Source organism: Peribacillus sp. NPDC097198, from assembly GCF_044762055.1.
In the GTDB taxonomy this organism is placed as follows: domain Bacteria; phylum Bacillota; class Bacilli; order Bacillales; family DSM-1321; genus Peribacillus.
Window position 1 is genome coordinate 28,508 of the sequence record NZ_JBIWDO010000020.1, and the last position, 11,715, is coordinate 40,222.

The 11,715-nt window shown below is 32.4% G+C and carries 18 protein-coding genes; 11 read left to right on the forward strand and 7 right to left on the reverse strand.

The annotated features are described in order from the left end of the window. Window positions 1–13: 13 nt before the first annotated feature. On the forward strand, window positions 14–709 hold the full coding sequence (locus tag ACIQXQ_RS20195; protein WP_402959754.1) for a replication-relaxation family protein: 696 nt from the start codon (window positions 14–16) through the stop codon (window positions 707–709). 83 nt (window positions 710–792) lie between these two features. Here the strand turns inward: ACIQXQ_RS20195 and ACIQXQ_RS20200 are convergent, their stop codons facing one another. From ACIQXQ_RS20200 to ACIQXQ_RS20215, 4 genes are all read right to left on the reverse strand, one after another. Further along, a complete protein-coding gene (locus ACIQXQ_RS20200; protein WP_402959756.1) occupies window positions 793–1,416 on the reverse strand; it encodes a hypothetical protein in 624 nt (207 codons plus the stop codon). A 177-nt stretch (window positions 1,417–1,593) separates the two neighbouring features. After that, the gene (locus tag ACIQXQ_RS20205; RefSeq protein WP_402959758.1) at window positions 1,594–1,740 is read right to left on the reverse strand and encodes a hypothetical protein; all 147 of its coding nucleotides are present in this window, start codon (window positions 1,738–1,740) and stop codon (window positions 1,594–1,596) included. A gap of 48 nt (window positions 1,741–1,788) precedes the next feature. Further along, window positions 1,789–2,202 carry a hypothetical protein gene (locus ACIQXQ_RS20210; RefSeq protein WP_402959760.1) on the reverse strand — a complete coding sequence of 138 codons (414 nt, stop codon included), beginning with the start codon at window positions 2,200–2,202 and terminating at the stop codon, window positions 1,789–1,791. A gap of 107 nt (window positions 2,203–2,309) precedes the next feature. Continuing rightward, a complete protein-coding gene (locus ACIQXQ_RS20215) occupies window positions 2,310–2,447 on the reverse strand; it encodes a hypothetical protein (RefSeq protein WP_402959762.1) in 138 nt (45 codons plus the stop codon). 379 nt (window positions 2,448–2,826) lie between these two features. Between ACIQXQ_RS20215 and ACIQXQ_RS20220 the strand changes: the two genes are divergently transcribed. The 4 genes from ACIQXQ_RS20220 to ACIQXQ_RS20235 all read left to right on the forward strand — a co-directional run bounded on the left by ACIQXQ_RS20220 (window position 2,827) and on the right by ACIQXQ_RS20235 (window position 5,364). After that, the gene (locus ACIQXQ_RS20220; RefSeq protein ID WP_402959764.1) at window positions 2,827–3,171 is read left to right on the forward strand and encodes a YolD-like family protein; all 345 of its coding nucleotides are present in this window, start codon (window positions 2,827–2,829) and stop codon (window positions 3,169–3,171) included. A 200-nt stretch (window positions 3,172–3,371) separates the two neighbouring features. Next, complete coding sequence (locus ACIQXQ_RS20225) at window positions 3,372–4,103, forward strand: NPCBM/NEW2 domain-containing protein (protein WP_402959766.1); 732 nt, start codon at window positions 3,372–3,374, stop codon at window positions 4,101–4,103. Window positions 4,104–4,422: 319 nt separating this feature from the next. Next, window positions 4,423–4,668, forward strand: coding sequence for a hypothetical protein (locus tag ACIQXQ_RS20230; protein WP_402959768.1), 246 nt, complete (start codon window positions 4,423–4,425; stop codon window positions 4,666–4,668). Window positions 4,669–4,959: 291 nt separating this feature from the next. Next, on the forward strand, window positions 4,960–5,364 hold the full coding sequence (locus tag ACIQXQ_RS20235; protein WP_402959770.1) for a hypothetical protein: 405 nt from the start codon (window positions 4,960–4,962) through the stop codon (window positions 5,362–5,364). Window positions 5,365–5,504: 140 nt separating this feature from the next. On the opposite strand, the gene ACIQXQ_RS20240 is transcribed toward ACIQXQ_RS20235, so the two are convergent. After that, entirely contained in the window at window positions 5,505–6,425 is a 921-nt protein-coding gene (locus ACIQXQ_RS20240) for a hypothetical protein (protein ID WP_402959772.1), read from the reverse strand. Window positions 6,426–6,912: 487 nt separating this feature from the next. Between ACIQXQ_RS20240 and ACIQXQ_RS20245 the strand changes: the two genes are divergently transcribed. Beyond that, on the forward strand, window positions 6,913–7,176 hold the full coding sequence (locus tag ACIQXQ_RS20245; protein ID WP_402959774.1) for a group-specific protein: 264 nt from the start codon (window positions 6,913–6,915) through the stop codon (window positions 7,174–7,176). A gap of 159 nt (window positions 7,177–7,335) precedes the next feature. Next, a complete protein-coding gene (locus tag ACIQXQ_RS20250; RefSeq protein WP_402959776.1) occupies window positions 7,336–7,917 on the forward strand; it encodes a hypothetical protein in 582 nt (193 codons plus the stop codon). A 251-nt stretch (window positions 7,918–8,168) separates the two neighbouring features. Here ACIQXQ_RS20250 and ACIQXQ_RS20255 read toward each other — a convergent pair whose 3' ends face one another. Continuing rightward, the gene (locus ACIQXQ_RS20255; protein WP_402959778.1) at window positions 8,169–8,408 is read right to left on the reverse strand and encodes a helix-turn-helix domain-containing protein; all 240 of its coding nucleotides are present in this window, start codon (window positions 8,406–8,408) and stop codon (window positions 8,169–8,171) included. Window positions 8,409–8,631: 223 nt separating this feature from the next. Here ACIQXQ_RS20255 and ACIQXQ_RS20260 point away from each other — a divergent pair, with 223 nt between their 5' ends. The 4 genes from ACIQXQ_RS20260 (at window position 8,632) to ACIQXQ_RS20275 (ending at window position 11,372) form a co-directional block, all read left to right on the forward strand. Further along, the gene (locus ACIQXQ_RS20260; protein ID WP_402959780.1) at window positions 8,632–8,835 is read left to right on the forward strand and encodes a hypothetical protein; all 204 of its coding nucleotides are present in this window, start codon (window positions 8,632–8,634) and stop codon (window positions 8,833–8,835) included. Next, window positions 8,832–8,978, forward strand: coding sequence for a hypothetical protein (locus ACIQXQ_RS20265; protein ID WP_402959782.1), 147 nt, complete (start codon window positions 8,832–8,834; stop codon window positions 8,976–8,978). The genes ACIQXQ_RS20260 and ACIQXQ_RS20265 overlap by 4 nt, the downstream gene beginning before the upstream one ends. Before the next feature lie 320 nt (window positions 8,979–9,298). After that, window positions 9,299–10,273, forward strand: a complete 975-nt coding sequence (locus ACIQXQ_RS20270; RefSeq protein WP_402959784.1) for an AimR family lysis-lysogeny pheromone receptor — start codon at window positions 9,299–9,301, stop codon at window positions 10,271–10,273. Window positions 10,274–10,553: 280 nt separating this feature from the next. After that, complete coding sequence (locus ACIQXQ_RS20275; RefSeq protein WP_402959787.1) at window positions 10,554–11,372, forward strand: hypothetical protein; 819 nt, start codon at window positions 10,554–10,556, stop codon at window positions 11,370–11,372. A gap of 245 nt (window positions 11,373–11,617) precedes the next feature. Here the strand turns inward: ACIQXQ_RS20275 and ACIQXQ_RS20280 are convergent, their stop codons facing one another. Further along, complete coding sequence (locus tag ACIQXQ_RS20280; RefSeq protein ID WP_402959789.1) at window positions 11,618–11,707, reverse strand: DUF3898 domain-containing protein; 90 nt, start codon at window positions 11,705–11,707, stop codon at window positions 11,618–11,620. Window positions 11,708–11,715: the final 8 nt, after the last annotated feature.

Below are 11,715 nucleotides of genomic sequence, written 5' to 3' on the forward strand. Positions count from 1 at the left end.
GAGAATTGTTTATATGAAAAAACGTGATTTAGAAATTCTTTCTTCATTAGAAAAATTCAAATGTCTTACACGAGATCAAATTGCTGCATTACATTTTTCCGCTAATGCTAGGCCACACGTATCGGCTAATAATGTATTAAAAAGATTGAGGAGAGATGGCTATATCACAGCAAATACTGACCGATCCTTTCATCAATATATTTATTTCAATGCTCCTTCTCCGATAAAAACAGATTCACAGAAAATAGGCCACTATTTAATGATTAATCAAGGCTTTATTGATATGGGCAAGTATGGAGCAGTAAATAGGTATGAAATAGAACCTTCTATAGAAAACGCCGAGTTTATTCCCGATGTATCCTGTAATTGGTTAGATATTGATTGGTATCTAGAGTTCCAAAATAGTCTATATACGACTAAACAGATGTATTCAAAATTAGATAAGTACAGTAATTACTATTATAAAGGTGAATGGAAAGCGGGAAGGCTCTTAATTATAGGGAAAATCAACATGCAATTTAAAGCTGAAGATTATCCATTTAAAGTTAAACAGATAAACAGTATAGACGACTTAAAAGAAGATATTTTAAGTATGAGAGAGGTGCGTTTAAGAGAATTTAAGGGAGAAGCTAAAACAGTTAGAGTACGCCCGGAATTAGCTAAAATCAGTAGTGATAATAGTGGAAAGTTAGAGCTGCATATAAGATAGTAAGCAAAAAGCAAGGCGGGTTTTATTTATCTGCCTTGCTATATAATCATTATTTTTTCATTAATGATAACTCAATTACAAATCTAGGAAAACTTCTTATGCTTTTGATAAAATAAATAATCATGAAGAAGTTCATTTGCTTTTTCGGAAATTTCTTCCCCATTTAGTAAATGTTGCAATTGATCTTCAGAGGGGAAATCTGTAGTCTTTCTGTCCGATAAAGCATATAGCTTGTTATACAAATCACTGTTTTGAGTTTCTTTAAATTGCATTTTTAGAAATTCATCATACGCATCCCATATGTGTAATATATTAAAAGTGTCTATTTTTTGCTGAAACTTTTCATCATAGATATCTAAATCCTTAGATAAAGCTAAAATATTTTCTTTGTATTTGTCTTTTTCTTTTATTTCCATTCCTCCTATTCTCCCTTCATATGTCAGTGTGGATATGACTATATTAAATAAAGGCTTTGCTATATCCTTTAGATTATCAATCGTTGCATAAGCATCTTCTACTGCCTTTTCAACTTTTCTCATTTCAGCTCCGAATCCTGCGCCACTAAACCGCTCGAACTTATCTAAGTTAAGAAAAGCAGCAGTAAGTGCTCCCGCTACAATTGATAATCCCATTACAAGGTCTTTACCTTCATATCCAAAGTATAATGCTGGAGCCATGATCAGAATGACTACTAAAATATTTTTCACAGAATTCCTCCTTATAAATTAGTACATTTCTGTTTTATACTTTTAATAATTCCTAACTCGCTATTTTAATATTCTTCCAAAGAAACATTGAACATTATTATATCTCCTTTAAAACTAAGAATTTACCATAACTCTTCCCAATTCATTATTTTTAGTCTATCTCTTGAAACACCAGTCTCAGATGTAATCAGTGTGTAAAGTTCTTTTAAACTCACTTTCATCTTCTATAAACTCAACATCAACTACTGGTGAGTATCTTGTACCTATCGGAATAATATTCCCATTTACTTTGGGGAACTCGTTATAGTTAACACTTAATCTCATCCTTAATTCCTCCTAATAAAAAACACCCTTTTTATCCTTAGATTAAACTTATTTCAAAACTTTCTCTAAGGACATAAGAGAATTAAAAAATTCATGTCTCGTATCCTCTTTTTCATGAATTACGACACTTCTTTTATCTATATATTCGCTTATAGGTATACAGGCAAAGCAATCATCATTAAAGTTATACCCAATCACAAAGTCCAAGTTTCTAACTCCTATATCTCTTTCTTCATTGGTATCAAATGCTTCTACTTTATATACCTTATATGGTAAAGGCGAATTTTTATAGGCATGATCTTTTTCTAAATGTCTTACCAGAATCTTGATTTTTTTATCATGAGACAAAATTATATCAGCTTCATCATTACACCTATTATTAACTCTTGATGGATTATATTTATTATCTGAAAGTAATTCAGATACCCTTTTAACTGATTCAAATTGATTATACCTTTTCATTCTTTTTATTCTCCTTAGTTAATATATTTTCTCACTAATCCTTAATATTCTTCCACGTTCTTCTACTCACAATATCACTCACACAGCTGCGACTAACCCCGTATATCTTACCTAAACTCTTCTAATTCTATTTGATAAGCGTCAACTTCTTCTTGTGTCTTAAAAGCATTAAAATCAAACTTCTTCTTCTTTATAACAAAGTTTATAAAGTGCTCGCTCAATTGCTTTTCATTTTTCTTATCCATTCTATTTTCTCCTTAATAAATGATTAGTTTATATAGCATTAATATGTTTCCAAATGCAGTCTAGTGTAGCTTTATTGTATGAGTGTTACGCAAAATACTACTTAATAATAATCCCTTATATAACCATTATAGTAAAAATTTATTAGTATGTAATCCAAATAATTAATAAATCATATATTCATCAATTTTGTCACAAGGTCTTTTAACCTATATCAAGAATATATAATGTAGGGGGGCTGAAATTGACAGAAATAAATTTTGAACGAACCGGATATATTAGGGCTAAGTTACAGTTATTTAATAATTGGATAAATTTTTTTGACTGAAATAAGAACTAATGTTCTATAATATAAATTATAGAATGAATGGAGATGTTCTTATGTCACTAAGAGATCGAGGAAATATTAAATGGCAATCTGCAATGATGTTACCAGAACATGTTAAAATGCTAAAAAACTTAAAACTTGATTATTATCGCCAAGACAAGCCAATTGTTGATGAGTATCAGTTAGAGGAATTTAAAAGTAAAATACATGCTGCAATGGAATTAAGTTCAATTGTAAAGTTTACTGTATGGGAAGAGGGGTTTGATTGGGAATATACAGGGTTAGTACATCGATTAGATCCCATAAATAAGATGATTTATTTAGAGTTGGAACAAGAGAATGGCCATATTATTAAAGTGAGGTTTGAGGATATTGTAAGAGTTGAAAATGATGGATGAGAAAGAAATGGAAAGAATTAATAAGTTACCAGAAGTAAGAAGAACCTATACATTAGTCAAATTGGCAGAGGGGAAAGTGGAAAGGGAAATAAGTTTGTATTGGAATACTTAGGCTGAATTTGTCGATTGAATTAGATTGCTACTATATACATACGATTGTAGAATTAAATAGATAAAAAATACCATTTTTGGAGGGGTCTATGAAGAAATTATCTGTGTTAATTGCATTAGTTTTAGGTATCAGTTTTAGTTTCGGTACTTTTGCATCAGCAAAGGAGCCAACAAAGAATGAGCTTAAGCAGCAAGTGAAAACTTTAAAGGCAGAGAATAAGAAATTGAAAGCAGAGAATACAAAATTGAAGAAGAGTGTTCCGTCTGTGGTATCAGGTAAGATTTTTACAAATGGAGTACAGAATGGAACAAGTAAATTCGTAAGAATGAGCGGAAGGAATTATGTGGAAGTTGATAATATCATTCCGATATTGACTAGCTATACTGATCAACAAGTTAAGTATGATGCCAGTGGGAAAGCATTGTATTTAGGGATTATACCGAGTAAGGGTGTTATTGGGTTGACTAATAAGGATGAGTATTCAAAAGACGGTATTTATTTTAACCAGAATGTATCTATTAATAAGCAAAGATTCACCAAAAATATTTACGGTTATTCACACTGGAATAATAATGTAGTTGTTTACAAAATTGATAGCAAATATTCTAAACTTAGATTCTCATATGGGATGTCAGACAGTGATAAATATAAAGGTGTTATTACAATCTCAGGGGATGGCAATGAGTTATTTCATAGTGGAGATATAGATTATCAAACAAATGCAAAGTATGCCGAAGTGGATGTTACAGGAGTTAAATTTTTAGAAATTAACTCTTCTTATAACGCTGTACTTGGAAACCCAACATTAGCACCAAAATAATATAATACAGTTTTCAGAGAGGGTAGCTTATATAGGCTGCCTCTTTATTTCTATTGTGAAACAACCCCCCCGTACCCATATAACTAATTCTGAGCGTGTTGGAGATGTCTGGAATAAAGTGGAGGGTATTTAGTTAGGTAAGAGGTAAAGTGACTGTATCATTCTTATACATAGTTTTATAGATATGTGATTAATTTGTGACTAGAAAATAGTTGGGAATCTTTAAATGTTAAATATTTGGTAACTGTATGATTGAATTCAGGATGAAATATAAGTGAGATGGTAAAATTGAGACAAATTATGTAATGAGGTGGCTAGTTTGCATAAGTTGAAATTAAGAAGTGTTGATACTGGAAGAATATTAAAGGAAGAAGAATATGAAAGTTTAAGGTTACTTGATGATATTAGTGACATGTATATGGATAAGAAGAGGAGTTGCTATGTTTATTTGGGTAAAGATGATAAGTGGAGAATTGAGTTTGTGAGGATGAAAGTTTCGGTTTATGGTGAGGGGATAGTCTATGATCTGTATTTTAATATGAGGGAAGCCAGAGTGAGAGTGTGAAGAAAATTTATAATTTGATAAGTAGCTATCGGTAGTCGGTAAAATCGACTATCGTATTTTTGTGTTGGGGGATGTAAAGTGTAGAGTTTATAAGGGTTTGTGAAAATTAAGGAGTGAAAATAGGGGTGGATATCGTATGAGCCTTAGAGCCACAAGGGATTGAGGTTTGTTTAGGGTGGAATAAGGGTGAAAATGAGGTGAATAGAGAAGGGCCAAGACCAAAAAAATTAGTCAAAGATATTATGGTGCATTTTTAGTATAGGAAAGACGTTGAAAATAGACCACTATTTAATGATTAATCAAGGCTTTATTGATAGGCGCAAGTATGGAGCAGTAAATAGATATGAAATAGAACCTTCTATAGAAAACGCCGAGTTTATTCCCGATGTATCCTGTAATTGGTTAGATATTGATTGGTATCTAGAGTTCCAAAATAGTCTATATACGACTAAACAGATGTATTCAAAATTAGATAAGTACAGTAATTACTATTATAAAGGTGAATGGAAAGCGGGAAGGCTCTTAATTATAAGGAAAATCAACATGCAATTTAAAGCTGAAGATTATCCATTTAAAGTTAAACAGATAAACAGTATAGACGACTTAAAAGAAGATATTTTAAGTATGAGAGAGGTGCGTTTAAGAGAATTTAAGGGGAGAAGCTATAACGCCTATAAAACGCCTAGAATTAGTTAAAACTGTATTCAAGAGTGAGAACACTAGAAAATTAGAGTTCAAAATTTGATAAAAATCATTACCACTATATCATTTTCGAATAGTGGTAATGATTTCTCCTTATATTAATAACTATGTAAAGTTCGACCTCACTAGAGATGTTATTTTTTTCTATAATTATTTTTCTTGTTTTGCCTATACTTTTTAACTTCCCTTTTGCAGTGATTCTTAGTGTCACTTTCAAGTGTTTCGATAGCATTTGCTATATAGTCGAATAAAAGTATGACCTTTATTGAATTTGCAAGTTCCCCATAAGACTTATCTGCCCCATGTAGGATAGCATTTCTGCTAATCTCTGATCCTATTGTTTTACCATGTTCAAATCCGACAAGTATATTTTTTTCATAATAATCATGTATTTCATTATCAAAATTAAAACCGCTATTTTTTAGGATATCTTTTCTCAATAATGACTTTAATATTAATTTTATTATATTGCCATCGACCTTCCCTTTAATTCCAAATGCATCAACTAGAGTCCCTTCTAACTGTGCTAAAATAGCTGGAATAGAAAGGTTATATAGCCCTAAGTTATGTGCAGTAACAACATTTCTTAAAATAGGCAGTCTCTCTTTGAGTATCTTGTTATTTTCCCATTCAATAGCTAGAGACTTTATTTTTTCACTATCATAATAATTGAACATAAAATCGTCAATGACCTCAGAAGTAATGAGACTTTTATCCTCTCTATAACTCTGAGCAAGTGATCTCATTGTGCCTATATTAATTCCTTCGTGTGGCGGATAACCCATTTCAACCATAAGACTTTTAAAAAGTTTTAAGTCCTCTTCAGTTTCAATTACTCCTTTTCTGATTTTTGCAAGAGATTTTTGAATTCCACTTTCATTAATGTATTTTCTTGCAAGGTTTCCAATTTGACTCATTTTATATGTCATCTCATGAATTGATTGATATATAGGGGCCATATTTATATTAAAGGTATTTATTTGGTTTATATAGTTTTTGGATATTGATTGTAAGTTCCTTACAACCTCATTCATTTTTTTATTATCATCATTCATTGATCATTCTCCTTCTTAATATTGAAATTTAATTCAGTAATATTTTACTATTTAATAAATGTTAAAGCCACCAAGGATTAGATTCAATTCAGTTTTTACAATATGGTCACAAGGTCTTTTGACCTATCTTGTCAATATATAAAATAGGGAGGGCTGAAATTGACGGAATTAAATTTTGGAATTACCGGATATATTAGGGATAAGTTATAGTTATTTGATGATTATGTAACTAAGCTCACTTGTAAAGTTTGCTGTATGGGAAGAGGGGTTTGATTGGGATTATGATGGGATGGTACACAGATTAGATCCAATTACTACTTTGATTTATTTAGAGTTAGATAATGAAAGGAGTGAATGAAGCAAACCCAAAAAAGAAACTGTGGATTAGAAAGGAAATGGTTATTCCCTTCACAGAAAACAAAAGAATTTCTGCTTACATGGCTAAAAGAACATAGGTTTTAAATATAGATGCAAGAGGAGCAGATAAATGATTAATATTAGTGTAGATGAAAATGAAGTGCGGAGACTTTACTTAGAAGAATTAAAAGAGCATATCAAAAAAGTTGATGCAGAGTTAATATTTTGGGACACTAAAGAATTAACTAAAAGAACATGCATGTCATTGAGTACAGTACAAAAAGAGTTCTTTTATGATCCAAGATTTCCAAAAAGAAAAGTGGGAGGTAAATGGTACTTCCCTGTTGATAAAACAAAAGAATTTCTTTTAATGTGGCTCGATGAACATGCATAAGAAATAGATACCAAAATGATATTCTTTGTAAATGTTACACTTAAACTAACGGGGCAGTAGGGTTTTAAAGACATTAATAGCAAGTGTTATTGAATATGATTGAGTTGCAGATTAAAAGTCGGTAGTTGAGCCCGCGAGATAGAAAAAGGAGTTGTTAGAATGGCAATTGTTCAAGTATCCTTTAAAATACCTGATGAAATTATGATGAAGATTTCTACGGGAGAGAATAAGATATATGGTGGCGAGGTTCGTAATAGCAAAGGGAAAATAGTAAAAATACTTAGACCTGTCAGCAAGTTGGAGGCTATTTTATACTGTGGCTGGAAGTATAGGGATACCCTTTTTATGGTGGGCAAGGCAGGTATGGCAGGTGTAAAAAGTTATATTGAATCAAAGAAAAAACAAGAGTCTGATGTTGTTGTAAAATTTAGAGAGGCTCTAACGGTCTACCTGAACGCTGTGGGCAAGGGTACTCTTACAATGGAGATACTTTCAGATATGATGGAGCATTTGGGTGAACTGAAAATGCAACCTGATTATGAAAAAATCAACATTCCACTTTCAATGGGGGAGGTGGATGTGTTTTTAAATGGATTGTTTGAGTATACAAATAAACTTGCAACAGATAATGCGATTAAACTAACCAGTCTAGAGAAAGAAACTTCGCAATCTGTGAATCCAATTATTAATCTGGGGCGTTGTCTTGAAACACAAAAGCGCATTTTTGAACTGGCTTCTTAGATTATAGCAAGAGTGAGAAAGCCAACAATTATTACAATAGTTATTTTACTTAATGAATTGGGATATTTGAGTTTATCGTTTTATTGAAAAAAGGTTTAATGAAATTTGAAGTTCTTGTTCTACTAGCGGGTGTTTTAGTAATAAAACATACATCAAAGTAAAATGAGCTTGGAGATACATTTTCTAACTCATTTTTGTGCATTATTAAATCAACCTTTACCTTTAACATAGCCAAAAAAAACCACCAGTCATTAAGATTGGTGGTTTTCTTCTGTTACATGAACAATAATATCTTCAATTTCACAGTTAAGAGTATTACAAATATTGTTTAATGTTTCTACACCTATTGATTTAACCTTCTTATCATCGTTTAACTCTTCGTTATTAATCCATTGACTTATTGTATTGGGTCTTACTCCAGATTCTTTTGATAACCAGTACATAGTCTTACCTTGCTTTTCTAATACTTCCTTTAGCTTAAATCTAATCAAATTGAGTCACCTCTCTAATAATTTAATTATATCACATGGTAACTCTTGACGTTATTAACGAATTGAGTTAATATCTAATTAAGTTAATAACTCAATTCGTTATTATTCGGAAGTAAAACTGGAATACCAAAATTATATAGAAATGGGGAATTACATAATGACAATATCAACAATTGTAGTAAACAACAATCAAAAACAGGGGCTAGAGGAGTTCCAAGTGTTTATGGAACTTAAATCAACAATCTCAATCAATCGCATGGCAACGTCACACGAAGCAGCTGAAGAATGGGTAAATGTTAACCTTGATCCTGATGCTATCCAACAAGTGTTCCTATCTTTCCTTAAGGTGAACGGAACAGTGATTACACCAGATGTTTACGATGTTGAATTAAAAGTTACGGCAGTATATGGGGAGGATGAAGCATGAAATCAAATAGATTTAATCCATCTATTACACTGGCTGATCAGGTTTTTAAAGAAATTTATATAGCTACAGAAAAAGAAATAGCAGGACTAGAAAAAAACTCAAAGAAACTGATCGTAAAGGTAACAGAGAATCGTCTAAAGTGATTGTAGAGGTGTTATTTGCAGCATATACACGGCTAGATGGTTATCGTGACATGCGAAAGAATCTTGGTAAACGTGGTCGTCAGGTTAAAGCATTCGAATTTGGTATTACTAGGCGTGAGTTAGTTTAAAACACATCTGTCGATCCGATATGTTTTTGTACAAGTTATCGGTCAGAGCGATAACAATTAACCTTGTGAAGGAGGTTGACAGTATGAAGGCATTAATTTCAGAAAGTAAATTCACCATACTCTTAGCTTCTAGCGTATTATTCTACGCAATGTATTTGGCTACACACTATAAAAAAGATTGGGGCGGTTTTGATGGATAATTCATTAAGAGTAAACTTGGATTACACTATATTCAATAATCAACGGAGCCTAGAGTATTATGACAACAACAAATTAAAAAAAGAAAAAAGGATACTGATTGATAAAATGCTTCAATCAAAGGATCGTTATGATGTTGAATTTGCCACTATTTACGATATTGATGATCATTACACTTCTAAAAGAATTTCTAGTATACAAGCTCTCAATGCATATAGTGATATCATCCCCTCGAATCGTGACGTAGAAATAGGAGTAAAACTTTTCAAAAGTTATATCTATGTTGAAGAACAGTCCGTTAGATTACTAGATGAATATACAATGGGGCTAGAACATGCAATAGATTCAATTTCAGATGACTATATTAGAGGTATGTATCAAATCAGATATTCAATAATCTCTCTAGCAAGCTTAGTTTCTAAAAACTATATTAATGAAGTTAGGCGTGTTTGTAAGAAAATAATGAATGATAATCTAGATAATTATTACAGTGCATTAGTTTCTGTATGGTATGGTAATACCTTTTTATTGGACGAACCTGAAAAAACTATTGAGATTTATGAAGAAGCTTTGAAATGGGCAAACGATTCACGATGTGAAGGTGTTCGTATGAATTTAAAAAATGGACTAGACTTCGCCAACATTATGATGGGGAAACAGCCAAAATATCTGAATTTTGAAAGTAATAAGCCATCTGAGATACATAACATCGCTTTTTGGTACATCAAAAAAGGCAATTTAAAAGTAGGAGAAGAATTGCTTAATACTCTCAATATGGATGAGTTAAACGATGTTCAGAAAGCATATCACCATTACTATAGGGGATTCATTAGGGAACCATTGAAACACTTCTCGCAGTCTTTAAAACACTTTAAAATGGGCGGGGAATTTTACTTTAGGAAGTTAGCGTTATTTGAATTAAAAAGGCTAGGTTTAGATGAAAATGTAATTGAAGCATTATCGGTTTAAAACTATATGTTTGCGACTTGAAGGGGGGTGAGAACATGAAGAAGTTAGTTATTATTGCTTTAATCGCGTCCGCAGTTGGTCTATTCGGAGCGAGCCAAGTGGATTACAAAGATTCAGCTGATCCAGGCGGCGGTGTGAGATATACAAGATAAGTATCAAGCAGGAGAGTCTATTCGTGATGTTTAGACTCTCTAAACCAACTATTTTTATAAGAATACTTACCTGTTGAGTACTAAAACAAGAGGCTTGCTTTGCTATGCAAAAAACGGAGGTGTCAATAATGAAATCAGGTCATATTAGCCAATACATACACTTATCAAATTTTAAAGATTTAAAGAACTTTAACAACCACTTTGAGCAACATATGGTCGATTTTAAGGCATCCTTTACCAAGGGGGAACTAATAGGTTTAAAAAGACTGGCACGCTTCTCAGTTACAGTCCCAGGCATCTGTAACGCTAAGATACAGACATTGGTTGCTGCTTGTAATGAACTAGGTGAAATCAGCCGTAGCACATTTGAACGGATGCTTAAAAAGGCTAAGGAGTTTGGTATCGTACAGGTGATCAATACTCAAAAAGGGAACGGGAAACAAGGGCATAATGTATATGTTTTTAGCAAGTACGAGCAAGGCTCAGTGCCGCATGTGGCACTCCCAAAAGTGGGTAGCGAGATTTCTTTATCTTCTTCGAATGACGTACCTGAACCGGTAAATATTGACGCACCAATAGAATCTATTAATCTTTCTAAAACTAGCAAAATAAAAGATAATATACGTAACCAATCGCTCCCTGCTGAATTTGTATCAGATAATGTTCCAAAAGACTTCACTAAGTTGGCAGGATATTATTTTGACAAGGCAGAGACGATTGAAAAGCTTTGGTCTAGGGTCAATATAGCAGCGTATAAGTACTGCTTTGAGGGAAACAAGCAGTTAGCCCTAGAAGTTGGTTTAACATCGCTCAAACAAACTGTGAGGGCTCTAAAGGTGAAGAAGGTAAGGGATAAGTTCGGATACTTTTACGGTGTGCTGATGAAGAAATTTGAGGTTAAGTATTTCCAGGAGTTAACAGATCTCGGATTTAGTTTGGTGGAGTAAATAAATAATAATAGAAGAAACTAGGTATACAAATAAAAAAACTACCAACTTTATGTTAGTAGTTAGAATAAAAATTAGAGTGAATAATAGTGGCTTGAGAGTTTGAATTTTAGTTGAAATATTGGTCACAAAATTGGTCACGAAACGAGCTGAAATACTTGAATTTAAAAGGTTTAGCGGTTCCTAATTTGGTCACATTTCTTTAGAAAATATAACTTCTTGACTCGTAACTAGAGCAAAAACTATTAACTCTTCTTACTAATCCGCTCCACAATCTCCATTAAATCATCTGGCCTATGGAATTCAATCGGTGAAACGCCTTTATCGAACTGAATCGTGTCGG

Bases quoted from the DNA above. Each gene is read 5' to 3' on its own strand.
- ACIQXQ_RS20195 (WP_402959754.1), top strand. From the start codon at position 14: ATGAAAAAACGTGATTTAGAAATTCTTTCTTCATTAGAAAAATTCAAA.
- ACIQXQ_RS20205 (WP_402959758.1), bottom strand. From the start codon at position 1,740: ATGAGATTAAGTGTTAACTATAACGAGTTCCCCAAAGTAAATGGGAAT.
- ACIQXQ_RS20210 (WP_402959760.1), bottom strand. From the start codon at position 2,202: ATGAAAAGGTATAATCAATTTGAATCAGTTAAAAGGGTATCTGAATTA.
- ACIQXQ_RS20215 (WP_402959762.1), bottom strand. From the start codon at position 2,447: ATGGATAAGAAAAATGAAAAGCAATTGAGCGAGCACTTTATAAACTTT.
- ACIQXQ_RS20220 (WP_402959764.1), top strand. From the start codon at position 2,827: ATGTCACTAAGAGATCGAGGAAATATTAAATGGCAATCTGCAATGATG.
- ACIQXQ_RS20225 (WP_402959766.1), top strand. From the start codon at position 3,372: ATGAAGAAATTATCTGTGTTAATTGCATTAGTTTTAGGTATCAGTTTT.
- ACIQXQ_RS20235 (WP_402959770.1), top strand. From the start codon at position 4,960: ATGATTAATCAAGGCTTTATTGATAGGCGCAAGTATGGAGCAGTAAAT.
- ACIQXQ_RS20240 (WP_402959772.1), bottom strand. From the start codon at position 6,425: ATGAATGATGATAATAAAAAAATGAATGAGGTTGTAAGGAACTTACAA.
- ACIQXQ_RS20245 (WP_402959774.1), top strand. From the start codon at position 6,913: ATGATTAATATTAGTGTAGATGAAAATGAAGTGCGGAGACTTTACTTA.
- ACIQXQ_RS20250 (WP_402959776.1), top strand. From the start codon at position 7,336: ATGGCAATTGTTCAAGTATCCTTTAAAATACCTGATGAAATTATGATG.
- ACIQXQ_RS20260 (WP_402959780.1), top strand. From the start codon at position 8,632: ATGGAACTTAAATCAACAATCTCAATCAATCGCATGGCAACGTCACAC.
- ACIQXQ_RS20265 (WP_402959782.1), top strand. From the start codon at position 8,832: ATGAAATCAAATAGATTTAATCCATCTATTACACTGGCTGATCAGGTT.
- ACIQXQ_RS20270 (WP_402959784.1), top strand. From the start codon at position 9,299: ATGGATAATTCATTAAGAGTAAACTTGGATTACACTATATTCAATAAT.
- ACIQXQ_RS20275 (WP_402959787.1), top strand. From the start codon at position 10,554: ATGAAATCAGGTCATATTAGCCAATACATACACTTATCAAATTTTAAA.